We start from the raw sequence: 25,754 nt of genomic DNA, 5'->3' as shown, positions 1-25,754 counted from the left end.
AGCATTGACAAGCTAAGACCGACACTGAAGTGCAGGGTAGGCTTACCATACTGAAAGGGTGAATCGACCTGCTCAGTCGACCAGACCGGCGCCCTGTTGTGCGCCCTTGTCACCGCGCACAGCTGCGCGTCGTTGAATGGAGAACAGAGCGAAGCCGAGGAAACCGACTCCGATACCCGCGTAACAGATCGGGAGTGCATCCGACCAACGATCGCCGCTCACCGCGACCACGATCGTGGCGATCACCCACAACGCGGTGCCGATGATCAGTGCCGGCGCGGGTGCGGACAATTTGCCGATCAGGCCTGTTGTGTTGCGAGTCTCCGTCACAAAATTAACGCTACCCGTACCCCGGTGGCCTACTCTCCCTAGTGCGACCGGCTTCATGTGCGCCGGCACACGGCGACCTACAGCGATGGGGAAAGAACAAACATGGCGGCACCCGGCAAGATCCTCGACACCTATTTCAAGATCAGCGAACGAGGGTCGACGATCTCGACCGAGATTCGCGGCGGTGTCGTCACCTTCGTGGCGATGGCCTACATCGTGGTCCTCAACCCCCTGATCCTCGGCAGTTTCTCGGCTGACGACGCTGCAGCGAAGACCGACGTTCTCGGCAACATCCTTCCGGTCAACCAGGTGGCTGCGGTCACCGCTCTGGTTGCCGGCCTGATGAGCATCGTCTTCGGTGTCGTTGCCAACTATCCGTTTGCCATCGCCGCGGGTCTCGGCATCAACAGCCTGCTCGCCGTCACAATCGCACCTCAGGTCACCTGGCCCGAGGCGATGGGCCTGGTGGTCATCGACGGTGTGATCATCGTTCTGTTGGCACTCACCGGTTTCCGAACTGCGGTGTTCAATGCGATTCCCTCGGCATTGAAGTCCGCGATCGCGGCCGGTATCGGCATGTTCATCGCCTTCATCGGACTGGTCGACGCCGGATTCGTCCGCCGTATCCCCGATGCCGCCGGTACGACGGTTCCCGTCGGACTCGGAATCAACGGCTCCATCGCTTCGTGGCCGACCGTGGTGTTCATCTTCGGTGTGCTGCTCATGGGTGTTCTGGTAGTGCGCAAGGTTCGTGGTGGACTGCTGATCGGCATCGTCGTCACGACGATCCTCGCTGCGATCATCGAGGCAGTTGCCGACGTCGGACCCTCGCTCGGAACCAACCCCAAGGGCTGGAACCTCAGCATCCCCGCGATCCCGGAGATGCTCGGTGGTATGCCTGATCTGAGCCTGGTCGGCGACGTCAGCATCTTCGGCGCATTCACCCGCATCGGTGTTCTGGCCGCCAGCCTGCTTGTCTTCACCCTCGTGCTCGCGAATTTCTTCGACGCCATGGGCACGATGACGGGTCTCGGTAAGGAAGCCGGCCTGACCGACAAGGATGGAAACCTCCCCAACGTCGGTCGCGCGCTTGTCGTCGAAGGCGCGGGCGCGATCGTCGGCGGTGGCGCTTCGGCGTCGTCGAACACCGTGTTCGTGGAATCCGCGTCGGGTATTGCCGAAGGCGCCCGCACGGGCCTGGCAAACGTCGTGACCGGACTGCTCTTCCTCGTCGCGATGTTCCTGACGCCGCTCTACTCCGTCGTGCCGATCGAGGCAGCTGCGCCTGCCCTCGTCGTCGTCGGTGCGCTGATGATCGGGCAGGTCCGAGACATCGATTTCACCAAGTTCTCGGTTGCTCTCCCGGCGTTCCTGACCATGATCGTCATGCCGTTCACCTACTCGATCGCCAACGGCATCGGCGTCGGCTTCATTTCATGGGTGGTCCTGCACGCTGCCAGCGGTGGTATCAAGAAGATCCACCCGTTGCTCTGGATCGTGGCGGCACTTTTTGTGGCCTACTTCACTGTCGGACCCATTACCGACGCCCTTACGTGAAATCAGGGTTGACCGGTATTCGATTACGTGAGCTACCGGCCAGCTCTTGACGTATTGTCTGACGCGTGACCACCGAAACTCGTGCGCTGGCCAGCGATCTTTCCCTGGCTGTAGTGCGTCTCACCAGGCATCTGCGCGGCCGCAGAGTCGACGCTCAGGTATCGCTGACGCAACTGTCCGCCTTGGCGAGCCTGGATCAGTACGGCCCGATGACTCCTGGCGTACTCGCAGCACGTGAGAAAGTGCAGCCGCCGTCGATGACGCGCGTTGTTGCTTCTCTCGCCGAGCTCGGTCTGGTCGAGCGCTCGCCGCATCCCACGGACGGTCGTCAGATCATCGTGAATCTGTCCGACGCCGGGCAGGCGTTGCTCGCGGACGAAACCCATGCGCGTGAGGCGTGGATGAACGAGCAGCTGGCCGGGCTGGGTGGCGAAGAACTCGCGACGCTGCGCGGTGCCGTCGAGATCATCACCGAGATGGTCAACAAGACGGAGTAGCTCCGTGAGTTAGAGGTCGCGTAGCTCCGCTACCTAGAGGTCGTTGCCCAAACGAATTACTCGAGGGGCAAGATAGTGGGGTGCCCCGAGACCCCGATTCCGGCATGTTTGCCGCGCTCCACAACCGCAACTACCGCCTTTGGGCTTCCGGACAGATCGTTTCTCTGGTCGGCACGTGGATGCAACGCATCGCCCAGGACTGGCTGGTACTGACGCTCTCGGACGGCAACGCGCTGGCGGTGGGCATCGTCATGGCCTTGCAGTTCGGCCCGACGCTGTTCTTGTCGGTGTGGGGTGGGGTGCTTGCCGATCGGTACGACAAGCGTCGGATCCTGATCTTCACGCAGTGGGCGAGTGCGGTATGCGCGCTGGTGTTGGGTCTGTTGGACGTCGGTGGGCTCGTCGCGTTGTGGCATGTCTTCCTGATTGCCTTTGCCCTCGGCTGTGTCTCGGCGCTCGACGCACCCGTGCGTCAATCGTTCACCATCGAAATGGTGGGCAAGGAACACCTGTCCAACGCCATCGCGCTCAACTCCATGACGTTCAACACGGCCCGCATCGTCGGTCCGGCCATCTCGGGTGTGCTGATCAACCTGATCGGAACAGGGTGGGTGTTCCTGCTCAACGTCGCAACATTCGGTGGGGTGCTCATCGCGCTCTACCTGATGAACAAGAAGGAGTTGATCCCGTCGGAACCGGCCCCGCGCACCAAGGGGCAGGTGCGCGACGGGTTCCGATATGTATGGGGCCGCAAGGACCTTCGCGTGATAATGGTGTCGGTCTTCATGGTCTCGACCTTCGGCCTGAACTTCGCGATCAGCCTGGCGGTGATGGCGCGCAACACGTTCGGCCTCGAGGCTGACGGTTACGGATTGCTGTCCACGACGCTCGCCGTGGGCACCCTTGCCGGCGCTGCGTACGCCGCAAGACGGAAGGAAGCGCCGCGGTTGCGGACGTTCCTCGGTGCCGCCGTGGCTTTCGGTGTGTTCGAGGTCGCGGTGGGATTGATGCCCACCTACGCGTTGGTGGCGCTGATGTTGATCCCCACGGGCGCACTGACGTTGACGTTCACGACGTCCGCGATGAACATCCTGCAGATGTCGGTGCCTTCCGAGATGCGCGGGCGGGTGATGGGTATCTACATGCTCAGTTTCCTCGGTGGCACACCGCTGGGAAGCCCGTTGCTGGGTTGGCTCGCCGACTCCGTGGACCCACGTGCGCCCTTGATCGTGGGCGGAGTGATCTCGCTCGTCTCGGGCACTGTGGCCGGGGTGTACCTGCTACGCAGCGAAGGGCTGAAACTTCGTCTTGCGCGACCGGAAGACGGTGGCAGGCTGCCGGTTTTCGTCCTGCGTCCGGTGATCGTATGCGACGCGACCGAACAGGCAGTCGAGGCTAGCCGCGCGCCGTGACCTTCTCACTCTTGGGAAACACCGTGTAGCTCAGGGCGATTGCTCCCCAGATTGCGAGTACCACTGTCAGCTTGCTGATCCATCCGTCGAGGGCTCCAGTGCGGGTGGGGTCGTCGACGAGGAAGATGGCCGCGCCGAGAAGTCCGCACGCGACGGCCCAGGCGATCGCGGCTTTGCCGAACTCGCGCCATTCGCGCAGTGCTCGCGCACTCCCGTACTTGGGTGGTGCGACGGGAGCCGGGCCGCCGGCGAATCGGTAGGCGAACCTGGCGTCGGCCCAGGAGATGAGGCTGTGTCCGAACGCGACGGAGAATCCGATGTAGGCCGCGGCAAGCCCATGGGTGAAGTTCGCCTCGCCACCGCCACGAAGATCGAGGGCTGTGGCGACGAGCAGTACGACATCCACCATCGGCGCGCAGATGAGCAGTGCGGCGCCCAGCGTTTTGCGGCGCAGTAGATAGCGGGCCGCGAGACCTGCGGCGATGAACACCCAGAACATGATTTCGCACGCGATGATCAAGTGGACGATCATGACATCAGCTCATTTCTAGTACGACTGTGTTAGTGATCGAAAACTAGCACAGCTGTGTTAGTTTTGTGAAGTGGTGAAACGTAGCAGTCCGGATGAGCGGCGTGAAGAGATCGCCGAGGCCGTGTGGCGTGTGATCCGTCGAGACGGTGTGGCGAGCGCCAGCGTCCGGGCGGTCGCGGACGAGGCGAAGATGTCGACGGGGTCGCTACGGCACTTCTTCGCGACGCAGTCCGAACTCTTGCTGTTCGCGATGACGCTCGTGACCGTCCGGGTGGAGCAAAGGATTGCCGGCATCGACTTCGATCCCGACATCCGCCGCGCGATCCGTCAGTTCACCGATCAGTTCGTTCCCCTCGACCAAGATCGGCGTGAAGAAATGCAGGTTTGGGAGGCCTTTGCTGCTGCCGCCCAGGCCGATTCGGCGTTGACGGCGGTGCGTGACGAGACAGACCGGACCTTGTTCGAGCACTTTCGTTCGTTCGTGGAAGCGGCGCATCGAGCGGGTTTTCTACGGCCGGGTGCCTCGGTCGACATCGAGGCGATGAGATTGCATGCGCTCGCCGACGGGCTCGCGTCGCACGGCGTCGACAATCCCGAGCGAACCAATCCAGAGGTGATCAGCCAGGTGCTCGACGCGCATTTTGTCACGCTGTTGCGTTAGGTCGGGAGTAGTGGTGGGGGCTCGCGGTGCGTACGGCACGATAGACCCGTGGTTCACGTCATCGACATCTCAGATCCCGCCGACCCCCGGCTGGATGACTTTCGCGATCTCAACTCTTCGGATCGGCGCCCCGACCTCCCGGAGGGCAAGGGACTGGTCATCGCCGAGGGAGTGTTCGTCACTCAGCGACTGCTGACTTCGCGGTTCGAGCCGATCAGTCTCCTCGGCGTCGAACGACGGCTCCTGGAGCTCGCTGACGATCTCGACGGAGTGGACGTGCCGTTCTACCGTACGAGCGCCGAAGTGATGGCCGAGGTCGTCGGATTTCACCTCAACCGCGGCGTCCTCGCTGCAGCAGCACGCCCGGCACCGCTCGCGGTCTCGGACGTGTTGAAGGACGCGAAGACCGTCGTGGTTCTCGAAGGCGTCAACGATCACGAGAATCTCGGCTCGATGTTCCGCAACGCGGCGGGGCTCGGTGTCGATGCAGTTCTGTTCGGGAAGGGTTGTGCCGACCCGCTGTACCGGCGGTCGGTCCGTGTGTCGATGGGGCACGTGCTGCGAGTGCCCTTCGCGCATGTGGCAAAGTGGCCACACGACTTGGATGAGCTGCGTGGCAACGGTTTTCAGCTCATTTCCTTGACTCCGAATCCGGAAGCGGTCACTTTGGCCGAAGCGATGACCGGGGAGAAGGTAGCGCTACTGCTGGGCGCCGAGGGGCCAGGTTTGACCGAACATGCGATGCGGGCCACCGACATTCGTGCCAAGATACCCATGGCGCCCGGCACCGACTCGCTCAACGTCGCGACCGCAGCGGCGATGGCCTTCTACGAACGTGTCAGGACCGGCCGGTGACTCAGGACCGCACGCCCTGGTTCACCGGAATCGCGGTGTCGGTGTTCGCAGCCATGCTCTCGACCAGTGCCGTCGCGGCGTTCTGTGTCGCGCTGGGCAACGTGAACGTGCTCCTGGCGGTTGTCGTCAATGTCATTGCGGTAGGCGGACTTGCGCCGACCGTCTGGCGCTGGCGAGCCGTCCCCGTCTGGCGATGGGTGGTCTACGGCGCGGTAGCCGGCGTACCGCTCGGGTGGATCGCAGCGATAGCCGCGTGAACCTGTGAGGCTGCTCGGCGCTACTTGAAGCCGAAGTACCGAGCGAGGCGGCCGCGCGGCTTGGCCACCGGTGCGTCGTGGATCGGCGGCATGTTTTCGGGCATGGGTACCTCTGTCGGCGCCTGCTCGGGCATCGGCGCGGGGGCTGGGGGTGCAGGTTTGGGTGCCTCGCCGGGTCGGTGAATCTTGAAGCCCCACAGGAGAATCTGCGTTGTGTCGAGTTCGTGTTCTCGCGGCGCGCCGGTGTATCGAAATCCCAGCCACTCGAGGTTGGCGGACTCCGCGAACTGTTGCGGGTGGAACGGAAGTGACTGCGGATCAGGCAGGATCCCGGGCGGGTAACGCAGGGGATGGTTGCCGGCCCAGAATTCCAGTTCCCAGGTCTGTGGGATCCCCAGATTTTCGACGATGTCGATCGGGATGGCACTGAACGAGCGTCGTAGCTCGCCGTCCTCCCACAGTGCAAACGAACCCTGCGCGGTTTCGGGGACGGAGCTGATCAACAGCGTCGAGCCACCCTCTGCCGAAAGGTTCCAGGAATCAGGCAGTTTCGAGGGGACGAAGGTGCTGAGTTCGGAGCTGCAGACGACACTCACTCGACCGTACGCGCCGACGAAGACGTAGCCGGGGCTCACCGTCGCGGCCATCGACAGCGGCTGAGGCCCGAGCGACTCGAACTCCTTGTCCGGGTACAGCGACATGGCGATTTTCAGGGCCTCGGTCTGATCCGGCTGTGGGTACCTGCTCAATTCGGTGCGAGCGTCTGCGCCGCCCAGAAACCAGATCGTCGATACCCGTGCAGCCACCGGCAGCCCTCTCTCCTCAGCCTCGCTCGAAAGAAGAATACTTTCCTTCGGGTCAGCGACCGCTGCTGCGGACCCCGAGGAGTACGTCGTCCCACGAGGGAAGAGCAGGCCGTCCGCGCTTGTCCTTGGTCTGCGTCTGCTGCGGAGCGGTTTTCGGGGTCACATCCGGTGCGGGTTCGGGAACCTCTTCGGTGACGACGGTTTCCGGCTCGACAGCAATCGGTTCGGGCGCCACGATCCGTTCCGCCACCACCGTCCGCTCGGGGACTACTGTGCGCTCGGAAACTGCTGTCCGCTCGGAAACTGCTGCGGGCTCGGGCTCGATCTCCGCCACCGGTTCGACGTCGAATCGGGACAGTTCGAGCTGCTGCGGCTCGTTCGAGACCACCGGTACCAGGCCGCGGAGCGGGCGACCGAAGTCGGGATCGATCAAGTCGAATGCCGCGTCGTCGAGTGCGACGATCGTTCCGCCGTGCGCGTCGGGCTGGTAGCGCCAGTGCGCGGCGTTGGTGGTGCGGCCGGCCTGCCACTGCAACTGCGCGACCCACTGATTGTCCTCGTCGCGCCAGGCATCCCAGGTGGCCTCGTCGATACTGTGGCCGCGGGCGCGGAATGCGTGGGTCACGATTTCGGAGAGGGTGGGAACTGTCGGACCGTTGTCGCGCACCGGGTGTCCGCCCTGCGCCATTTCCGCGGCGCGGGAGCGCTCGAGCAGAACGGGGTACGCAAAGCGCTCGACCTTGCTGATGGGGATCTTCGCTTCTTCGGCGACCTGCTCTACGGAAGCACCGGAACGAATGCGCGCCTGAATTTCGCGGGGACGGAGTTGGCTTTCCATTTCGATCTCAATCTGGCCGAGTCGAGCCACGTCTCCGCGGGAAGCTGCACGAAGTTTGTCATCGGCGGGAAGCCGGAATTTCTGGCCGGTTTCAGCATCTGCGCACACCACATGCGATCCATCGGGTTCAAGTCCGATCACTCGAAGCTCTCGCACATTGACCTCCTTATCGCGCCGGCTCGCGACTTTGCGCCGCGCTCAACTGTAATTCATTCGTGACCATGGACTCGGCAGGACACGCAGGGCGAGATGACCTCGGATCCGCCCACCGGTGTGGTAGCTCACAAGGCCTGGCGCAAACGACGCTCGGCCCCCGACGTCATGCCGGGGGCCGAGCGGTGAAGCAAATGTGAAAATCAGCCGAGCTGAGAAACGACCCAGTCGATGCTCTTGGTGAGAGCGGTGACGTCATCGGGGTCGATGGCCGGGAACATGCCGACGCGCAGCTGGTTGCGGCCGAGCTTGCGGTACGGCTCGGTATCGACGATTCCGTTGGCGCGCAGGATCTTTGCCACCTCGGCAGCGTCGACGTCGTCGTTGAAGTCGATGGTGCCGACAACCTGCGAGCGGTGTGCCGGATCAGCGACGAACGGCGTTGCGAACTCACTGGCCTCGGCCCAGTTGTACAGGCGCGAGGACGAATCCGCGGTGCGAGCGGTAGTCCAGTCGAGGCCGCCGTTGCTGTTCATCCACTCGATCTGGTTGGCGAAGAGCAAGAGGGTGGCCAGGGCCGGGGTGTTGTACGTCTGATCCTTGGAGCTGTTGTCCACGGCGATGGGCAGCGAGAGGAAGTCAGGCGTCCAGCGTCCCGAATCCTTGATCTCCGCGACGCGTTCGAGGGCGGCCGGGCTCATCAGCGCGATCCACAGTCCGCCGTCTGCAGCGAAGCACTTCTGCGGAGCGAAGTAGTAGACGTCGGAATCGGCGACATTGACCGGAAGTCCGCCGGCGCCCGAGGTGGCGTCGATGGCGATCAGTGCGTTCTCCGAACCCGCGGGACGCGAGACGGGGATCGACACACCGGTGGAGGTCTCGTTGTGCGCCCAGCCGATGAGATCGACGGACGGGTCGGAGACCGGCACCGGTGCGCTGCCCGGATCGGCGGAAACGACGATCGGGTCACCGATGAACGGGTTGGCCTTGGCGACCGAAGCGAACTTGGAGCTGAATTCGCCGTTGGTCAGGTGCAGCGACTTCTCGCGGATGAGGCCGAATGCGGCCGCATCCCAGAACGCAGTGGTTCCGCCGTTGCCGAGGACGACCTCGTAGCCCTCGGGCAGTGAGAACAGATCGGCGAGGCCGGAACGAATGCTGGCCACAACGTTCTTGACCGGCTTCTGGCGATGGCTGGTGCCGAACACCGAAGCGCCCACCTCGACCAGGGACTGCAGCTGCTCGGGGCGAACCTTGGAAGGACCGCAGCCGAAGCGTCCGTCGGCGGGCTTGAGGTCGGCGGGGATGATCGGTGTGGAGGTCATCGCTTCTTTCTGTTCCTTCACTTGTGTTCTGTACTACCGTGATTGGCGAATTCGAGCGGGGTACTACGCGTGGCTGATCTGGTCCCAGCCCTCGACCGACTCCGGAGTACGGGGCGCCGGGCCGGTGTAGATGGCGGCCGGGCGTACCAGTTTACCGAGACGCTTCTGCTCGAGGATGTGTGCACACCAGCCGGCGGTGCGGCCACAGGTGAACATGGCAGGCATCATGTGCGCGGGAACCTCGGCGAAGTCGAGGATGACGGCGGCCCAGAACTCGACGTTGGTCTCGATCGCGCGATCGGGACGACGCTCACGCAGTTCTGCCAGTGCAGCCTGCTCGAGAGCTGCGGCAGCCTCGTAGCGGGGAGCGTTGAGGCGCTTGGCCGTGGCGCGGAGCACGCGTGCACGGGGATCTTCGGCGCGGTAGACGCGGTGTCCGAAGCCCATGAGCTTTTCCTTGCGGTCGAGGATTCCCTTGACCAGTGCGCGGGCGTCGCCGGTCTTCTCGGTCTCTTCGATCATCGGAAGAACTCGGGCCGGTGCGCCGCCGTGCAGCGGGCCGGACATCGCGCCGATGGCGCCGGAAAGCGAAGCCGCGACGTCGGCGCCCGTGGAGGCGATGACGCGGGCCGTGAAGGTGGAGGCGTTCATGCCGTGCTCGGCTGCCGAGACCCAGTACGCGTCGATTGCCTCGACGTGTGCCGGATCGGGCTCACCCTTCCAGCGAACCATGAAGCGTTCGGTGACGGTCTTGGCCTCGTCGATGCGGCTCTGCGGGACTGCCGGCTGGTAGATGCCGCGAGCGGACTGCGCGACGTACGACAGCGCCATGACGGATGCGCGGGCGAGCTGGTCGCGGGCGGTCTCGTCATCGATGTCGAGGAGCGGCTGGTAGCCCCAGATGGGAGCCAGCATCGCCAGTCCGGCCTGAACGTCGACACGGACGTCGCCGGTGTGAATGGGGAGGGGGAACGGCTCGGCCGGCGGGAGGCCGGGGCCGAAGCGGCCGTCGACGAGAAGGGCCCATACGTTGCCGAAGGTGACCCTCTGGCCGACCAGGTCTTCGATGTCGACTCCGCGGTAGCGCAGTGCGCCGCCGTCCTTGTCGGGTTCTGCGATATCGCTGGTGAAGGCGACGACGCCTTCGAGTCCGCTCACAAAATCGTCCGGTATTGCTGCGCTCGCTGCCATTCTCGTGGACTCTCCTCGTTCGAGTGCGCCAGGTCTACAGTCGCACTGCCTCAGCTTCAGTGACTGCGCCTCGGTGCTCGCAGGGATGAGCACGCACCGTGTTTTGTACTGCGCAATCGTCTCGTCCCGATTCGGCGCTGTCGCTGGTGCGGCTCGCGGTCCGGGTCGGGTCTAGCCACGGCAAACTTTAGCGCGTGCCGCGTAGCCGTTGGCCAGTGAGTACCCGGGAGTAGCGTTCTCGGCTGTGTCGAATGAACGTCAGGACCCGCAGGCGGTGGACAACGAACTCGCGGCCATGCGTGTGGGCTATCCGCAAGCAGGCAGCGAATCGGAGTCCGTCGAGGACCGCATGAGTGCGGAATTGGATACTTCGGTTGTCGAAACCGGTTGGCTGCCCCTCATGCGCCAATGGCTCGTGGACGCCGTCGAAGCTGACGCGCCGGAGCCCAACGCCATGACTCTGTCGACGGTGGACGACGGTGGCCGTCCGGCGTCGCGCACCGTGCTCTGCAAAGGGCTCAGCGAGGACGGCGTCCTCTTCTTCACCAACTACGGATCCGACAAGGCTCGTCACCTCGACGCCCACCCGTACGCGTCGGCGAACTTCACGTGGCTGACCCTTGCCAGGCAGGTGATCGTCCGCGGCACCACCGAGCGGGTGAGTGCTCAACTGACGCAGGAGTATTGGCGAACCAGGCCTCGCGGTTCACAGCTCGGCGCGTGGGCGTCGTCGCAGTCTCGTCCGATCGACTCGCGTGCCGATCTCGACGAGCAACTGCGTGAGGTCGCTGCTCGATTCGGCGTGGACGGTGAGATTCCGGTGCCACCGAACTGGGGCGGGATTCTGATTCGGCCCGAGTCCGTCGAGTTCTGGCAAGGACGCGCGAACCGCATGCACAATCGAGTTCGCACGAGCCTGGTCGACGGACAGTGGTCCGCCGTCCGTCTCCAGCCGTGAGCCGGCTACTCGCGGACACGACTCCGCTCGAGAATCGCGACTATCGACGGCTGTGGACGGCCGGCATCGTCACCGTCATCGGCGCTCAGCTCAGCGTGGTCGCCGTACCGCAACAGGTGTACGAAATCACCCGAAGCTCGGCCTACGTCGGTCTGACGGGAATCTTCGGTCTGGTCCCGCTGGTCGTTTTCGGTCTGTGGGGCGGCGCACTGGCCGACGTCATGGATCGACGACGGCTGTTGATGATCACCTCGATCGGACTCGGCGTCACGTCGGTGCTGTTCTGGATCCAGGCTGCCCTGAACGTGAACAACGTGTGGTTGGTGCTCGGATTGTTCTCGGTTCAACAGGCGTTCTTCGCGGTGAACCAGCCGACGCGAGCGGCGATCATCCCTCGGTTGATTCCGGGCAGGCAGTTACCGGCCGCGAACTCGCTGAACATGACTGTCGTGCAGTTCGGTGCGATAGCCGGCCCGCTACTGGCGGGTGTCCTCATACCGTCGGCCGGTCTGCAACTGCTGTACCTGCTCGACTCGATCTTTCTTCTCGCCACTCTGTGGGCGGTATGGAAGCTCCCGGCGATTCCGCCGACCGGAACGTCTCGGCGAGCCGGATTGAGCGAGGTCCTCGGCGGTTTCACGTATCTCGCGACGCAGAAGGTTCTGCTCGCGTCGTTCGTGGTGGACATCATCGCGATGGTGTTCGGGATGTCGCGAGCACTGTTCCCGGAGATCGCTCACGAATCCTTCGGTGACCCCGCCAGCGGCGGTTTTGCGCTGGGACTGCTGTTCGCGGCGATGTCGGTGGGAGCCGTTCTGGGCGGAGTCTTCTCGGGTTGGTTGCCACGGGTTCAGTACCAGGGGCGAGCCGTTCTGGTCTGCATCGCGCTGTGGGGGCTGTCCATGGTCGGCTTCGGCGTTGCCGTGTACTTCGCGAGTCCCGGTTCCAGTGTGATTCTGCTCTGGGTGGCGGTCGCATTCCTGGCATTCGGCGGAGCCGTCGACATGGTCTCGGCGGCTTTCCGCAGCACGATGCTCCAGCAAGTGGCAACCGACGACATGCGCGGACGACTGCAGGGCGTGTTCATCGTGGTCGTGGCAGGTGGTCCGCGTATCGGTGACGTGCTGCACGGCGGTGCGGCCTTCCTGTTCGGGACCGGTGTCGCGGCAGCGGGCGGCGGCTTCCTGGTGATTGTCGGTGTTGTCCTTTCTGCCCTCGCATTTCCGGCATTCGTTCGCTACAAGGTGGGACGCGCCGTCTGACGTCCTGGTTAACCGGTCGCTCGTGGTGGAAACTGGTACGTATGACTGCGCCGCACAGCACGGGTAGGGGAGGGTTCGAGATCCGTGGTGGAGGCTATCGAGCCGAGATCGCCGCGGCCGGTGCCGGGTTGCGGCTACTCGATCACGAAGGACCGAACGGTCAGCGCGCGCTGACCGAGACCTGGGCACTCGGATCGAAGCCACCGCTGTCGGCCGGATTGGTTCTCGCGCCGTGGCCCAACCGAATTCGCGACGGGCACTTCATGTTCGACGGGATCGAGCATCAACTCGAGATCACCGAACCTGCGCTGGGGAACGCGAGCCACGGGTTCGTCCGGCGTCGCAATTGGAGCCTCGTGGACCACACGTACGAGCGCGTCGAACTGTCGGTCGACGTGGGACTTCACAAGGGTTGGCCCTATCCGTTGCAGCTGACGGTCGCCTACGAGGTCGGTGCCGACGGACTGACCGTCACGCACACGGCCACGAACAAGGGTGCGACCTCGTCGCCGTTCGGGCTCGGAATGCACACCTTCATTCGCGCCGGCGACTTTCCGCTCGACGAATGTGCTCTGCATCTGGCAGCAGGCACGCGGTTGCCGATCGATCCGGCGAGGATGCTGCCGAACGCGTATTCGCAGGCAGTCGCCGGTACGGACTACGACTTCCGGACACCGAGACTGCTTGCCGGGGTGCAGTTGGACACTCCGTACAGCGCATTGGACGTCGTCGACGGCAGTGGTCGCACGCAACACGAGCTGCTGGCTCCGGATGGAACGGGCACTGCCCTGTGGACCAACCGCGAGTTCCCGTGGATTCAGGCCTTCATCGCAGATCCCGCCAACGACAAGGGGTATCCCGACCGTGGGCGCGCATTGGCTTTGGAGCCGATGACCTGCCCGCCTGACGCCTTCAACTCGGGCATCGATCTCCTGGTGCTTCATCCTGGTCAGACGTGGACGGGTAGCTGGGGCATCAAGGCGCTGTGATCCGGCTCTCATACCGTGGGATCGTGTAACACCAAGTAGGCATCAGCCGATAACGATCGGTTTTCAGTACCCCGTGTCAGTGGTCCGGAAGGTCCGACGTTGCTCCCATTTGCGAATTGCAGCCGAGATTTGCAGATCAGTGTGGGTAAATGCGCGATTCCGTAGACTGGAGTACCGGTCACGCGAGTGGGAAAGCCCAGACTGGAACATGTTTCAGTTTCGGTGGGTATGTCGGGTTCGTGAGTACCCGAAAAATAGCCGTGGAGCGACCCTCCTTCGGCACGATCTCTCCCGTGCGACTAGTTTCTAGTTGATCGCATGTAGTTACTCGTTGGTTCGAGCTTGAGAGGGATCCTTCGTGCCCGCTGACAATGACACAAAGCCCACGCTTACTTACCCCGGTGGTGAGTACACGATGTCCATTGCCAGGGCAACAGAGGGCAATGACGGCATCGAGCTGGGAAAGCTGCTGGCCACAACGGGGTACACCACCCTTGACCCCGGTTTTGTGAACACTGCATCCACCAGTTCTGCAATCACCTACATCGACGGTGAGAAGGGAATCCTGCGTTACCGCGGATATCCCATCGAGCAGTTGGCAGGTAAGTCGACGTTCATCGAGGTCAGCTACCTGCTGATCTACGGCGAACTGCCGACCGACGCCCAGCTCGAGTCCTTCACGGACCGCATCCGTCGACACACCCTGCTTCACGAGGACCTCAAGCGGTTCTTCGACGGATTCCCGCGCAACGCTCACCCGATGCCGGTTCTCTCGTCCGCAGTGAACGCATTGTCGGCGTACTACCAGGATTCGCTCGATCCCGAGGATCCGGAGCAGGTGGAACTGTCCACCATCCGTCTTCTCGCGAAGCTGCCGACCATCGCTGCGTACGCGTACAAGAAGTCCGTCGGACAGCCGTTCCTGTACCCGGACAACTCGTTGAACCTGGTCGAGAACTTCATGCGTATGACGTTCGGCTTCCCCGCCGAGCCGTACCAGGGTGATCCCGAGGTCGCCAAGGCACTCGACATGCTGCTGATCCTGCACGCAGACCACGAGCAGAACTGCTCCACGTCGACCGTGCGTATGGTCGGCTCGTCGGACGCCAACCTGTTCACCTCCGTCTCGGCCGGCATCAACGCACTGTGGGGCCCGCTGCACGGCGGCGCCAACCAGGCAGTGCTCGAGATGCTCGACGAGATCAAGGCCAGCGGCAGCACCGCAGCCGAGTTCGTCCGCAAGGTCAAGAACAAGGAAGACGGCGTGAAGCTCATGGGCTTCGGGCACCGCGTCTACCGCAACTACGATCCGCGCGCTGCGCTGGTCCGCGAAACCGCGCACACCATCCTCGCCAAGCTCGGCGGCGACGACGAACTGCTCAACATCGCAATGCAACTCGAAGAGGCCGCCCTCACGGACGACTACTTCATCGAGCGCAAGCTCTACCCGAACGTCGACTTCTACACCGGCCTCATCTACCGCGCGATGGGCTTCCCGCCGCGCATGTTCACGGTGCTGTTCGCCATGGGCCGTCTGCCCGGCTGGATTGCGCACTGGCGTGAAATGCACGAGGATCCGGCTACGAAGATCGGCCGCCCGCGCCAGATCTACACCGGCTACACCGAGCGTGACTACAGAGACATCACGTCCCGCTGACGCGTGACCTAGCGATATCACCACCCGCTAGTCTTCTGTACCCAACATTTCGCCTCAACGAGGAGGACCCATGAGTAGCAAGCCCGTAATCGAGTTCCAGGAAGGCCCCGCGCCGACCGATCTGGTCATCAAGGATCTGGTTGTCGGAGAAGGCGCCGAAGCCGTTCCCGGTGGCACCGTCGACGTTCACTACGTCGGTGTCGAGTTCGAGTCCGGCGAAGAGTTCGACTCTTCCTGGAGCCGTGGCGAGTCCATTCAGTTCCCGCTTCGTGGCCTGATCAAGGGCTGGCAGGACGGCATCCCGGGCATGAAGGTCGGCGGACGCCGTCAGCTCACCATTCCGCCGGAGCTGGCATACGGCCCCGCCGGTGCAGGGCACCAGCTTTCCGGCAAGACCTTGGTCTTCGTGATCGATCTGCTGGACGCCAAGTAATCCACTGTGCGCCTTTATTAACCCCCCGCGGTTAATAAAGGCGCACAGCACAAGCAGCCCCGCACCGTCAGGTGTGGGGCTTTCTTGTGTGGTCAGCTCGCGGTCTTTCGTCGGTAGAGCCAGTTCGACCACACGAATCCCACGGCGGCGATGCCCAGGCACCACGCGAGGGCGATGGCCGCGCTGTTTCCGATCGGCGTGCCCATCAGGAGTCCGCGCACAGTCTCGATGATCGGAGTCACCGGTTGGTGCCGGGCAAATCCCTGCAGCCAGGACGGCATGGTCTGAGCCGGTACGAAAGCAGTGCTGACGTAGGGCAGGAACATGATGGCGAAGGTGAATCCGCTTGCAGCCTCCGGGTTCTTGGCCAAGAGTCCCAAAGCTGTCGAGAGGTGCGACATGGCAAAGACGAAGGCGACGATCACAGCGGCGACGCCGAGCCAGCGCAACGGATCGCTGGTCGGGCGAAATCCCATGATCAGCGCAACGACGACCACGATCGCCGTAGTCAGGACGTTGCGGACGACGCTGGCCAGTACATGACCGGTCAGGACCGACGACGGAGAGATCGCCAAGGTCCGGAAACGGTCGATGATCCCGTCCTTCATGTCGCTCGAGACGCTGACCGCGGTGGTCGAGGCGCCGAAACCGGCGCACAGAAGGATGATTCCTGGCACGACGTAGTCGATGTACTCGCTACCGGTGTTGATGGCTCCGCCGAAGACGTAGACGAACAGCAGCATGAGCATGACCGGAAGGGCTATCGCGGTGATCATCGAATCCGGACTGCGCAGAACGTGTTTGAGATTCCGGCGGAGCATCACCGCGGAATCGATTGCAATGGTGGAGGTCATCGAACGCTCGCAATCTCGGGTTGGCCTGATCCGGTGAGCGCGAAGAACACGTCGTCCAGATCCGGAGTGTGAACGGAGAACTTCTCGACGGTGATCGACGGATCGTCGATCGAGTCGAGGATCGCTTTGATCGACGGAACTGCCCCGTCGGAAGGGATGTGCAGGGTCAAGGTCTCGGCATTCGAATGCGCCTGCGGCAGTGATGCCGCGGCGAGTTCGAGTTGGGCCAGGTTCTCGAATTGCAGTGCGACGTGGCCGCCGGGAACAGGGCGTTTGAGTTCGTCCGGTGTTCCCTCGGCGACGATGCGGCCGCCGCTCAGCACGCCGACCGTATCGGCCAATTCGTCTGCCTCGTCGAGGTATTGGGTGGTGAGGAAGATGGTGACGCCTGACGCTGTGAGTCCTCGAACGATCGACCACATGTCGTGGCGGCTTCGCGGGTCCAGGCCGGTGGTGGGTTCGTCGAGAAAGACGACGTCCGGTCGGGCGACGAGGCTCATTGCGATGTCGAGTCGTCTGAGCATGCCGCCCGAGTAGTTGCCGGCGCGTTTGTCGCCGAAGTCCGTCAAAACGAACTGGTCGAGCAATTCCTCGGCACGGCGACGGGAGTTCTTCCGGCCCAGGTGATTCAGTTCGCCCAGTAGGGTGAGGTTCTCGAATCCGGTCAGCAAGGTGTCGACGGCTGCGTACTGCCCGGTCACGCTGATGCGTCGCCGAACGTTCTGTGGATCTCCGGGCAGTGAATGCCCCGCGACCGTGACCTCACCTCCGTCGAAGGGGATGAGGGTGGTGAGAATTCTTACGGCCGTGGTCTTTCCGGCGCCGTTCGCGCCGAGGAGGGCGTACACCGATCCGGCCGGGACCGACAGGTCGAGTCCAGCCAGTACCTGTTGATCGCCGTAGCGCTTACGGAGTCCGCGGACCGAGATTGCGGGGATCGTTCCTGACATCGAGACCTCCAATTAAGAACTGTGTATATCATAAACTCGTGTTTATAGCGTACACAGTTCTAGGATGATGGCAAGAGTGAAGAGTGGGAGCTTATGGATCGCGGAGCGCTACCGAGAGCAGTTGAACTGGCCTGGGGACTGGACCAGCCGGGAACGCGGGGTCCGAAGAAGGGGCTCAGTCTCGAGCAAATTCTCGACACCGCGATCGAATTGGCCGACGCAGAAGGCGTCACCGCTCTGTCGATGGGCCGCGTGGCCAAAGCGCTCGGGTTCACGACCATGTCGCTCTACCGCTACGTGGCAAGCAAAGACGAACTGATCGAACTGATTTCGGATCGGGTGATCGGGCCGCCGCCGGTAATTCCCGACGGCGTGACCTGGCGTGTCAAGCTCGAGGCGTGGGCGAATCAGGAGTACGCCACGATGCTGAGTCGACCGTGGTGGCTCAAGCTGCCCATCACGGCTCCACCGACCGGGCCCAACAACATGGCGTGGCTCGACGCGGGTCTGAGCGCCCTCGACGGGGTCGCCCTGAGCGCCGCGTCGAAGTTCCAGGTGGTGACCAACGTGTCGTTGTTCGTCATCGGCCGCGCTCGATTCTCGGCTGACCTGGCGTCTCGTTCAGCGCAGTCGGCAGACGACGACGTCGCATACGGCGCTCTCATTGCTCGTGTCATCAATCGGGAGGGATTCCCCTACCTGAGTGCCGCAATCGAGGAAGGCGGCTTCGAGGACGGCAGCCCGGAGGGTGAGGCCGCCGGCGACGATGCCTTCGATTTCAGTTTCTCGCTCGGCTTACTTCTCGACGGAATCGAGAAGCTGGTGCAGCGGTCAGGACACCAGCGCGGTGGCGCTGACGTCGTCGATGATCAGATCGGTGATCAGCCCGCCCCGTAGTGCTCCCTCCAGGGCCGGCAGTTTTGCTGTTCCGGCGACGATGCACACGCGCCTGGCGACCTTCTCGAAAAGGTCCAGTCGCGGGCCGCTCGCGCGCTCGTTGAGTTCGATTCCGCGGTAGCTCCCGTCCGACCGGAAGAAGACGGTTGCGATGTCGCCGACCACTCCGTCGCGTCGAAGTGCTTCTGCTTCATCGGGTTCGAGGTATCCGGCGGTGTAGACGTGACTCGGTACGTTGCCGCCCGGTACGCCGATGCTGAAGACTGCCAGGTCCATTCGCTTCTGCATGTCCAAGACGCGTTTGATGCTTCGTTCGCGCCACAGTTGCTCCCGGGTTTCCGGGTAGTCGAAGAAGGCAGGCACCGGAAATCCTTGTGGCAGAGCACCGTAGGCGTCGGCGATGGTTCTGATGATGTCGCTGGCGTAAGAGATCCCGGTGGTGCGAGTATTCGCGGCGCCGTTGAGTTGCACGACGTACGAGTTGTACGTGCGTTTGGGGGCAAGGTGCTTGCTGACTTCACTGAGTGTGGTTCCCCAGGCGATCCCCATCACCATGTCGCTGTCGAAGAACGACGCCAGCAGGCGTCCGGCAAAGGTTGCGACCTTTTCGAGTCGCTCGAGATCTCCCACCAGTTCCGGCACGGTCACCACGTGGGCGCGCACTCCGTACCGTTCCGAGAACTCGCGTTCGATGCGAGGAGCCTGGCCGTGCGGGGTGCTGATCTTGATCTCGACGAGACCCGAGGTGCGCGCGTAGGTGATCAATCGGGAGACGGTGGATCGGGACACCCCCATGTCGCGGCCGATGGCAGCCATGGTCTGGTCCTGGAAGTAGTAGAGGCGTGCGGCCTGAACTGCGTCGGCGATGCGCGGGTCCGCCGGATCGGAGGTAGCGGAGTCCGAAGTGGGAGTTTCCATGGGTTCGTCCTGTCTGCACGTACGTGCAAGAGCATTGAACCGAATCTTATCCGAGTAGGCCCAGGCCGAGGCGCTCGATCACGCAAAGTCCCAGAAGTGTGTCTGTTACCCGCGTTACGGTGCGCAAATGGGCCATTTGCACATATGTGCACGAGCTATGCGTGAATGTGCAAACGGCCTTACGCTACGGGTGCAGCAAACCAAACTATGACATGCATCACAACGAAGTGAGGGTGGGGATGGAGAAAGCCAAGCGATTAGGGCTTCCAGGCGAGTTGGCAGCCGAGTTCGCCGGAACGATGATCTTGATCTTGTTCGGCGTCGGAGTTGTGGCGCAGGTTGTGTCCGGCGGGAGCGGTGGGGGTCTCGGCGGACACGACAGTATCGCGTGGGCCTGGGGACTCGGCGTCATGTTCGGCATCTATGTCGCAGGCCGGGTGACGGGTGCTCATCTGAACCCCGCAGTGACCTTCGCCTTTGCGATCTTCCGGGGATTCTCCTGGCGCAAGGTCCTGCCCTATACGCTGGCGCAGACCGCTGGAGCCTTTGTCGCGGCCCTGATCGTCCGGTGGAATTACAACGACATGCTCAATGCCATCGATCCCGGACACACAACGGCGACTCAGACGATCTTCTCGACGATGCCCGGAAACGGAACGCTCCCGGTCAGTCTGGGATCAGCGCTGATAGATCAGATCATCGGCACGGCGATCCTGTTGTTCCTCATCGTTGCGGTGACCGATACTCGGGGAACTCCGCCGCTCGCGAATCTTGCGCCCTTCGTCATCGGTTTGATCGTGGTGGCAATCGGATTCGCATGGGCGACCAACGCGGGTTACGCCATCAATCCGGCCCGTGACTTCGGTCCGCGGCTGGCGTCGTATCTCACCGGTTACGGCAGCGCCTGGCGAGATCAGTACGGGAGCCTGTATTTCTGGGTGCCCATCGTGGGGCCGCTGATCGGCGCTCCGATCGGGGTGTTTCTCTACGACAAGCTGATTGGTCGATTCCTGCCTGACGAGTCGGTGGAGAAGGCAGCCGAGGAGCCGGCCACGATACCGGCCTGATGGCGAATCATCATCTCTGACAGTAAATCTTTCGCACTTTCTTCGACACCAAAGGGGTAGCACGATGGCGCAGTTCGTAGCCGCGATAGACCAGGGAACCACCTCCACGCGATGCATGATCTTCGATCACAGTGGGCACGTAGTCGCTGTCGAACAGCACGAGCACACACAGATCTTTCCGCAGGCAGGCTGGGTCGAACACGATCCGATCGAAATTTGGGACAACGTCCGCAACGTCACCGCGGGCGCCTTGGCCAACGCAGATCTGACCGCGGCCGACATCGCATCCGTCGGCATCACCAATCAGCGTGAGACGGCAGTGGTCTGGGAACGAGCAACCGGAAAGCCCGTTTACAACGCCATCGTCTGGCAGGACACACGCACCGATCGAATCTGTACTGCACTCGCCGGCGAAGACGGCCCCAGGAAGTACACCGAAGTCACCGGATTGCCGTTGGCCACGTACTTTTCGGGCCCCAAGGTCAAGTGGATTCTCGACAACGTCGAGGGCGCGCGTGAGAAGGCCGAAGCAGGCGAGTTGTGCTTCGGCACGATGGACACCTGGGTGCTGTGGAACATGACCGGCGGCGTCGACGGCGGAGTGCACGCTACCGACCCCACCAACGCGTCGCGCACTCTGTTGATGGATCTCGACACTCTCGCTTGGGATTCGGCGATCTGCGCCGACATGGGCATCCCCGAATCGATGCTCCCCGAGATTCGCAGCTCGTCCGAAACTTTCGGATTCGTGCGCGAACGCGGAACGTTGTCCGGCGTGCCGATCGCCGGAATCCTCGGCGATCAGCAAGCAGCGACTTTCGGTCAGGCCTGCCTCTCGCCCGGAGAAGCGAAGAACACCTACGGAACCGGCAACTTCGTGCTCCTCAACACCGGCACCGAAAAGGTGATGAGCAAGAACGGCTTGTTGACGACGGTCTGTTACAAGATCGGTGAGCAGCCAACGGTTTACGCACTGGAAGGATCGATCGCCGTGACCGGTTCGCTGGTCCAGTGGCTTCGGGACAACCTCGGCATGATCGACAACGCGGCCGACATCGAGGTGAACGCGCGCTCTGTGGACGACAACGGTGGCGCGTACTTCGTGCCCGCGTTCTCGGGCCTGTTTGCACCGCATTGGCGCGCGGATGCACGCGGTGCGATCGTCGGTCTGACAAGGTTCGTGAACAAGGGGCACCTTGCCCGGGCGGTGCTCGAAGCGACTGCGTACCAGAGTCGTGAGGTGATCGAGGCGATGAACCTCGACTCGGGTGTCGACTTGAAGGTTCTCAAGGTCGACGGCGGAATGGTCGCGAACGAACTCCTCATGCAATTCCAGGCCGATCTGCTCGACGTCGAGGTGATCCGCCCTGTCGTTGCGGAGACCACGGCATTGGGCGCTGCGTACGCCGCTGGTCTCGCGGTCGGGTACTGGGAGAGCGAGGACGACATTCGCAGCAACTGGGCGAAGGACAAGAGCTGGACGCCGTCGATGGATTCGGCCGAGCGTGAGCGCCTGTATGCAGGCTGGCAGAAAGCCGTCACTCGGACACTCGACTGGGTCGACGCAGACTGATCGCGGCGCCCCCATTTCTACCTATTTTCAAGTGAAGGAACAGTTTTCATGAGCACAGCACAAGCATTGAGTCCGTCCTCGCGGGCGGAGTCGCTGAAGAAGTTGGAAGAAACCGAACTCGACGTCCTCGTTATCGGCGGTGGCGTGGTCGGAGCGGGTAGCGCGCTCGACGCCGCAACTCGCGGTCTGAAGGTGGGCTTGGTGGAGGCTCGTGACTTCGCGTCCGGAACCTCGAGCAGGTCGAGCAAGCTGTTCCACGGCGGACTGCGTTACCTCGAGCAGTTCAATTTTGCGCTCGTGTTCGAGGCACTGCGTGAGCGGTCGCTGGTTCTGAATTCGCTGTGCCCGCATCTCGCGAAGCCGGTGCCGTTCATCTACCCACTCGAGAAGTTGATCGACCGGCCTTACGTCGGTCTGGGCATCGGCGTCTACGACGTGATGGGCGCAGGCCGCGGGGTTCCCTCACACCACAAGCATGTGGGCAAGAAGAAGACTCTCGAATCGTTCCCGTCCGGAAAGCGCTCTGCTATCCGGGGTTCGGTCAAGTTCTACGAGGGTCAGGTAGATGACGCCCGCCACACGATGATGCTGGCGCGCACGGCGGCCGAGTACGGCGCGCTGTGCGTCAACAGCACCCGCGTAATCGGCTTTCTCCGTGAGGAGGACCGCGTAGTCGGGGTGAAGGCCGTGGATCTGGAAACAGGTCGCGCGTTCGAGATCCGTGCTCGTCAGGTCATCAACGCCGCCGGTGTGTGGACTGACGAGATTCAGGAAATGGTAGGTGGTCGAGGACAATTCCAGGTTCGCGCTTCGAAAGGTGTGCACCTGGTCGTCCCGCGAAACCGCATCAACTCCTCTACCGGAATCATCACGCGGACCGAGAAGAGTCTGCTGTTCGTGATTCCGTGGGGAAGCCACTGGATCATCGGCACGACGGACACCGACTGGAACCTCGACCTCGCCCATCCGGCAGCGAGCCGAAGCGATATCGACTACATCCTCGGACATGTCAACAAGCTCCTTCAAGACGAGTTGACGCACGAGGACGTCGTCGGTGTGTACGCGGGGTTGCGTCCGTTGCTGTTCGGCGAATCGGATTCGACCAGCACTCTCTCGCGTGAGCATGCGGTGTCGAGTCCGGTCCGAGGTTTGACGGTGGTCGCCGGTGGCAAGTACACCACTTACCGCGTGATGGCCAAGGACGCTGTCGATTCCGCGGTGCACGGATTGGAACAGAAGGTGCCGAAGTCCTGCACCGAGCGTATCCAACTTGTGGGTGCCGACGGCTACTTTGCCGCGCACAACAATCGGCATCTCACCGCTGAGCGCACGGGACTGCACGTTTCGACCATCGAGCACCTACTGGGTCGGTACGGCACTCTGGCTGACGAGTTGTTCGAACTCGTCGCGGCGCGAACGGAACTGGGGCAGCCGTTGGACTCCGCCCCCGAGTACCTCAAGGCGGAGATCCACTACGCTGCGAGCCATGAGGGTGCGCAGCATCTCGACGACATCCTCACCCGTCGTACCCGCATCTCCATCGAGGTTACCGATCGCGGCGATGCGGCAGCTGCCGAAGTGGCGGAACTGGTTGCGCCGGTGCTGGGTTGGACTCCCGAGCACATTGCCGAGGAGATCGAGCACTACCGGTTGCGCGTCGCAGCCGAGCGGGAATCTCAGGAGCAGCCCGATGACCTCACAGCTGATGCGGCGCGCCTCGGTGCACCGGACGTTCGCACCGGAGTCACTGTCGGACAGGTTTGAGTCCGGGACACCAATGATCGGCCGGGACGCTGTGTCCCGGCCGATCGACCGAACTGCCTCGGTGTCAATCGAACTCGTCTGCCGAACATTCAGGGAGGTCGATCGTCACAACCGCGCCCTCGTTCGGATGGTTCGCGAAGTCGATACGAGCGCCGATGACCGCCGCTTGTCCCACTACGATCGTCAAGCCGAGGCCCAGGCCTGAGTTCGGGCCGCGTTCGACGGAGTTGGTCTGAAATCTCTTCGGCCCCTGGCGAAGCCACTCTTCAGTGAACCCGACGCCCCGATCTCGGACCGTGATGCGGGAGTGGTCGACGTGGACATTGATCGGCGACTTTCCGTGATTGCGAGCATTCAAGATCAGGTTGGCGATGATCCGCTCCAGTCTGCGCGCGTCGGTGTACGACACGGGGGTGCCGTGAACACTCACTTCACACTCGACTCCTGTGGTGGAAATCGCGTGACGCACCACCGGCGCCAGTTCCACCGATTGGATGTCTGCCTGCTCGGAGGTGGTGTCGAGGCGTGCCACTTCGATGACGTCCTCGGCGAGCCTCCTGAGTTTATGGACGCCGTCGCGCACCAATTCGGTTGGCCTACCGGGTGGCAGGAGCTCTGCGGCGCCGACCAGTCCGGAGATGGGCGTCCTGAGATCGTGCGCGATGTTGGCTGTCACGCGCTTTTCGGCGTCCAGTTGTCCCCGTAGAGCATCGGACATCGCGTCGACTGCATCCGCCAGTTCGGTGATCTCGTCGTCGAAGAGTGACCAGGTGACCGAGCGGACGCGGATGTTCGCTCCGGTAGACACTTTGCGGGCCGCACGGGCGGCCGAGCGCAATCGATACGACATCGCGAGTCCAAGCAGCACACCCAGGACGGCACCCGCTGCGATCACTGCGACGGTGGCGTTGCGAAGTGTCCGATCGACGCTGGCGATCGATTCCCGCTGCGCGGTGTACGGGACGCGAATCGCCACCACCTGAGTGTTGACGTCGGCAGCAGCCCAGACGAATGGCTGGTCCCCGCTGTCGACAAGGTTGGTGGCACGTTTGCCGCCCGCCACGGCCTCGCGCAACTCTTCCGGAACGTCGAGACCATCTGTGGTGGCGCGGAACAGCGCACGCATGCTGCCCGTTTCGTCCTGCAGCACCAGTTGGAGATTGCGATCAGCTGCCGCCCGCGCTGCATCCTCTTGGTTGTGTGAAAAGGTTTGATGCATCACGGTACTGAGCGTGATCGAGGCGACGGCGATCACGAACGTGATGGCCGCCGCGATCTTCCACTGAAACGACAACCGCCTCCCGGTGGACGGGAGCTTGGCGGCGAGATCCCGCGATCTCACCGATGGTTGTCCATCGTGTAGCCGAACCCCCGGACGGTCCGGATCTGTTCGGAGCCGATCTTCGTGCGCAATCGCTGAACGTGAACGTCGACGATGCGCGTATCGCCGCCCCAGTCGTAATCCCAGACGTCCGAGAGCAGTTCGGAGCGAGACCAGACTTTGCGCGGCACACTCACCATGACCAGGAGCAGCTTCATTTCGGTGGGCGTGAGAGCCACTTCGGCGCCCGAACGCGTGACGGTCACCAACTCGCGATCGATCTCCAGATCGCCGAGAGTCACGATGTCTTTCTCCGTACCGGAATGGGATTCGACCCGCCGGAGCACACTTCGGATACGGGCCACCAGGACACCGCTGTCGAAGGGCTTGGTGACGTAGTCGTCGGCACCGGCTTCCAATCCGAGAACGATGTCGACCGGGTCGTCGCGCGCGGACAGCATGATGACCGGCACCGACAGTTCCTCACGAATGCGCCGGCACAGGCTGATTCCGTTCAGGTCGGGAAGCATCACGTCGAGGACGGCGATATCCGGCTTGGCGTCGAGCGCCATATCCATTCCGGTCAACCCACCCGATGCGGTGATCACCCGAAACCCGTTGCGTTCGAGATTCAATTGCGTTGCTTCGCGGATGACAGCGTCGTCTTCGACCAGCAAAATCAACGGATCGGTCATCG

Annotated in this window: 26 protein-coding genes; 15 read left to right on the top strand and 11 right to left on the bottom strand. The window is 62.9% G+C overall.

Annotated features, from left to right (window positions below; genetic code table 11):
* Window positions 1-72: 72 nt before the first annotated feature.
* On the bottom strand, window positions 73-330 hold the full coding sequence (locus QRN54_RS10545) for a DUF2530 domain-containing protein (protein ID WP_007733492.1): 258 nt from the start codon (window positions 328-330) through the stop codon (window positions 73-75).
* 102 nt (window positions 331-432) lie between these two features.
* Here QRN54_RS10545 and QRN54_RS10540 point away from each other — a divergent pair, with 102 nt between their 5' ends.
* The 3 genes from QRN54_RS10540 to QRN54_RS10530 all read left to right on the top strand — a co-directional run bounded on the left by QRN54_RS10540 (window position 433) and on the right by QRN54_RS10530 (window position 3,796).
* Window positions 433-1,887 (top strand): NCS2 family permease, encoded by a 1,455-nt coding sequence (locus QRN54_RS10540; protein ID WP_003940242.1) that lies wholly within the window; start codon window positions 433-435, stop codon window positions 1,885-1,887.
* Window positions 1,888-1,952: 65 nt separating this feature from the next.
* Window positions 1,953-2,384, top strand: a complete 432-nt coding sequence (locus tag QRN54_RS10535; protein WP_003939901.1) for a MarR family winged helix-turn-helix transcriptional regulator — start codon at window positions 1,953-1,955, stop codon at window positions 2,382-2,384.
* A 104-nt stretch (window positions 2,385-2,488) separates the two neighbouring features.
* Window positions 2,489-3,796 (top strand): MFS transporter, encoded by a 1,308-nt coding sequence (locus QRN54_RS10530; protein WP_007733487.1) that lies wholly within the window; start codon window positions 2,489-2,491, stop codon window positions 3,794-3,796.
* Here the strand turns inward: QRN54_RS10530 and QRN54_RS10525 are convergent.
* Window positions 3,780-4,328 (bottom strand): hypothetical protein, encoded by a 549-nt coding sequence (locus tag QRN54_RS10525; RefSeq protein ID WP_285181975.1) that lies wholly within the window; start codon window positions 4,326-4,328, stop codon window positions 3,780-3,782. The two genes, QRN54_RS10530 and QRN54_RS10525, sit on opposite strands and share 17 nt — an antisense overlap.
* Window positions 4,329-4,398: 70 nt before the next feature.
* Between QRN54_RS10525 and QRN54_RS10520 the strand changes: the two genes are divergently transcribed.
* Genes QRN54_RS10520 through QRN54_RS10510 form a run of 3 tightly spaced genes read left to right on the top strand, consistent with a single transcriptional unit; the run spans window position 4,399 to window position 6,101 of the window.
* Window positions 4,399-4,989, top strand: coding sequence for a TetR/AcrR family transcriptional regulator (locus tag QRN54_RS10520; RefSeq protein ID WP_054826479.1), 591 nt, complete (start codon window positions 4,399-4,401; stop codon window positions 4,987-4,989).
* A gap of 48 nt (window positions 4,990-5,037) precedes the next feature.
* Complete coding sequence (locus QRN54_RS10515; RefSeq protein ID WP_003939731.1) at window positions 5,038-5,844, top strand: TrmH family RNA methyltransferase; 807 nt, start codon at window positions 5,038-5,040, stop codon at window positions 5,842-5,844.
* Window positions 5,841-6,101 carry a DUF2537 domain-containing protein gene (locus QRN54_RS10510; RefSeq protein ID WP_030535366.1) on the top strand — a complete coding sequence of 87 codons (261 nt, stop codon included), beginning with the start codon at window positions 5,841-5,843 and terminating at the stop codon, window positions 6,099-6,101. Before QRN54_RS10515 ends, QRN54_RS10510 begins: the two co-directional genes overlap by 4 nt.
* A 20-nt stretch (window positions 6,102-6,121) precedes the next feature.
* Here the strand turns inward: QRN54_RS10510 and QRN54_RS10505 are convergent, their stop codons facing one another.
* The 4 genes from QRN54_RS10505 to QRN54_RS10490 form a co-directional block, all read right to left on the bottom strand.
* Window positions 6,122-6,907 (bottom strand): DUF6928 family protein, encoded by a 786-nt coding sequence (locus QRN54_RS10505; protein ID WP_042921685.1) that lies wholly within the window; start codon window positions 6,905-6,907, stop codon window positions 6,122-6,124.
* 52 nt (window positions 6,908-6,959) lie between these two features.
* Window positions 6,960-7,901 carry a septation protein SepH gene (sepH, locus tag QRN54_RS10500; RefSeq protein WP_030535368.1) on the bottom strand — a complete coding sequence of 314 codons (942 nt, stop codon included), beginning with the start codon at window positions 7,899-7,901 and terminating at the stop codon, window positions 6,960-6,962.
* A gap of 200 nt (window positions 7,902-8,101) precedes the next feature.
* Window positions 8,102-9,223 carry a phosphoserine transaminase gene (serC, locus tag QRN54_RS10495; protein WP_007733484.1) on the bottom strand — a complete coding sequence of 374 codons (1,122 nt, stop codon included), beginning with the start codon at window positions 9,221-9,223 and terminating at the stop codon, window positions 8,102-8,104.
* 63 nt (window positions 9,224-9,286) lie between these two features.
* Window positions 9,287-10,414: a citrate synthase 2 gene (locus tag QRN54_RS10490; RefSeq protein WP_003940025.1), complete on the bottom strand. Its 1,128-nt coding sequence runs from the start codon at window positions 10,412-10,414 to the stop codon at window positions 9,287-9,289.
* A 244-nt stretch (window positions 10,415-10,658) separates the two neighbouring features.
* Here QRN54_RS10490 and pdxH point away from each other — a divergent pair, with 244 nt between their 5' ends.
* The 5 genes from pdxH to QRN54_RS10465 all read left to right on the top strand — a co-directional run bounded on the left by pdxH (window position 10,659) and on the right by QRN54_RS10465 (window position 15,713).
* Entirely contained in the window at window positions 10,659-11,372 is a 714-nt protein-coding gene (gene pdxH, locus QRN54_RS10485) for a pyridoxamine 5'-phosphate oxidase (protein WP_007733483.1), read from the top strand.
* Window positions 11,369-12,634, top strand: a complete 1,266-nt coding sequence (locus QRN54_RS10480) for an MFS transporter (protein ID WP_021332219.1) — start codon at window positions 11,369-11,371, stop codon at window positions 12,632-12,634. The genes pdxH and QRN54_RS10480 overlap by 4 nt, the downstream gene beginning before the upstream one ends.
* 41 nt (window positions 12,635-12,675) lie before the next feature.
* Window positions 12,676-13,623 (top strand): aldose 1-epimerase family protein, encoded by a 948-nt coding sequence (locus QRN54_RS10475; RefSeq protein WP_003939677.1) that lies wholly within the window; start codon window positions 12,676-12,678, stop codon window positions 13,621-13,623.
* 358 nt (window positions 13,624-13,981) lie between these two features.
* Window positions 13,982-15,280, top strand: coding sequence for a citrate synthase (locus QRN54_RS10470; protein WP_003940509.1), 1,299 nt, complete (start codon window positions 13,982-13,984; stop codon window positions 15,278-15,280).
* Between the two features lie 70 nt (window positions 15,281-15,350).
* Window positions 15,351-15,713 (top strand): FKBP-type peptidyl-prolyl cis-trans isomerase, encoded by a 363-nt coding sequence (locus tag QRN54_RS10465; RefSeq protein WP_003940440.1) that lies wholly within the window; start codon window positions 15,351-15,353, stop codon window positions 15,711-15,713.
* A gap of 92 nt (window positions 15,714-15,805) precedes the next feature.
* Here QRN54_RS10465 and QRN54_RS10460 read toward each other — a convergent pair whose 3' ends face one another.
* Together QRN54_RS10460 and QRN54_RS10455 are read right to left on the bottom strand one after the other, a co-directional pair.
* Window positions 15,806-16,567: an ABC transporter permease gene (locus QRN54_RS10460; protein ID WP_285181968.1), complete on the bottom strand. Its 762-nt coding sequence runs from the start codon at window positions 16,565-16,567 to the stop codon at window positions 15,806-15,808.
* Window positions 16,564-17,517, bottom strand: coding sequence for an ATP-binding cassette domain-containing protein (locus QRN54_RS10455; protein WP_285181967.1), 954 nt, complete (start codon window positions 17,515-17,517; stop codon window positions 16,564-16,566). Before QRN54_RS10455 ends, QRN54_RS10460 begins: the two co-directional genes overlap by 4 nt.
* Window positions 17,518-17,610: 93 nt before the next feature.
* Here QRN54_RS10455 and QRN54_RS10450 point away from each other — a divergent pair, with 93 nt between their 5' ends.
* A complete protein-coding gene (locus tag QRN54_RS10450; RefSeq protein ID WP_007733476.1) occupies window positions 17,611-18,414 on the top strand; it encodes a TetR/AcrR family transcriptional regulator in 804 nt (267 codons plus the stop codon).
* Here QRN54_RS10450 and QRN54_RS10445 read toward each other — a convergent pair.
* Window positions 18,349-19,332 (bottom strand): sugar-binding transcriptional regulator, encoded by a 984-nt coding sequence (locus tag QRN54_RS10445; RefSeq protein ID WP_007733475.1) that lies wholly within the window; start codon window positions 19,330-19,332, stop codon window positions 18,349-18,351. The two genes, QRN54_RS10450 and QRN54_RS10445, sit on opposite strands and share 66 nt — an antisense overlap.
* Before the next feature lie 239 nt (window positions 19,333-19,571).
* On the opposite strand from QRN54_RS10445, the gene QRN54_RS10440 reads away from it, so the two are divergent.
* The 3 genes from QRN54_RS10440 (at window position 19,572) to QRN54_RS10430 (ending at window position 23,736) form a co-directional block, all read left to right on the top strand.
* Window positions 19,572-20,399, top strand: a complete 828-nt coding sequence (locus QRN54_RS10440) for an MIP/aquaporin family protein (RefSeq protein WP_285182224.1) — start codon at window positions 19,572-19,574, stop codon at window positions 20,397-20,399.
* 64 nt (window positions 20,400-20,463) lie between these two features.
* Window positions 20,464-21,972 carry a glycerol kinase GlpK gene (glpK, locus tag QRN54_RS10435; RefSeq protein WP_003939742.1) on the top strand — a complete coding sequence of 503 codons (1,509 nt, stop codon included), beginning with the start codon at window positions 20,464-20,466 and terminating at the stop codon, window positions 21,970-21,972.
* A gap of 48 nt (window positions 21,973-22,020) precedes the next feature.
* Complete coding sequence (locus QRN54_RS10430) at window positions 22,021-23,736, top strand: glycerol-3-phosphate dehydrogenase/oxidase (protein ID WP_285181963.1); 1,716 nt, start codon at window positions 22,021-22,023, stop codon at window positions 23,734-23,736.
* A 64-nt stretch (window positions 23,737-23,800) separates the two neighbouring features.
* On the opposite strand, the gene QRN54_RS10425 is transcribed toward QRN54_RS10430, so the two are convergent.
* Both QRN54_RS10425 and QRN54_RS10420 read right to left on the bottom strand, forming a co-directional pair.
* Window positions 23,801-25,078, bottom strand: a complete 1,278-nt coding sequence (locus tag QRN54_RS10425; protein ID WP_285181962.1) for a sensor histidine kinase — start codon at window positions 25,076-25,078, stop codon at window positions 23,801-23,803.
* Window positions 25,075-25,752 (bottom strand): response regulator, encoded by a 678-nt coding sequence (locus tag QRN54_RS10420; protein WP_042451205.1) that lies wholly within the window; start codon window positions 25,750-25,752, stop codon window positions 25,075-25,077. Before QRN54_RS10420 ends, QRN54_RS10425 begins: the two co-directional genes overlap by 4 nt.
* Between the last annotated feature and the right edge of the window lie 2 nt (window positions 25,753-25,754).

The sequence above is a fragment of the Rhodococcus sp. MEB032 genome (genome assembly GCF_030208925.1).
GTDB classification, from domain to species: domain Bacteria; phylum Actinomycetota; class Actinomycetes; order Mycobacteriales; family Mycobacteriaceae; genus Rhodococcus_F; species Rhodococcus_F qingshengii.
This window is presented reverse-complemented; position numbering and strand designations above follow the sequence as displayed.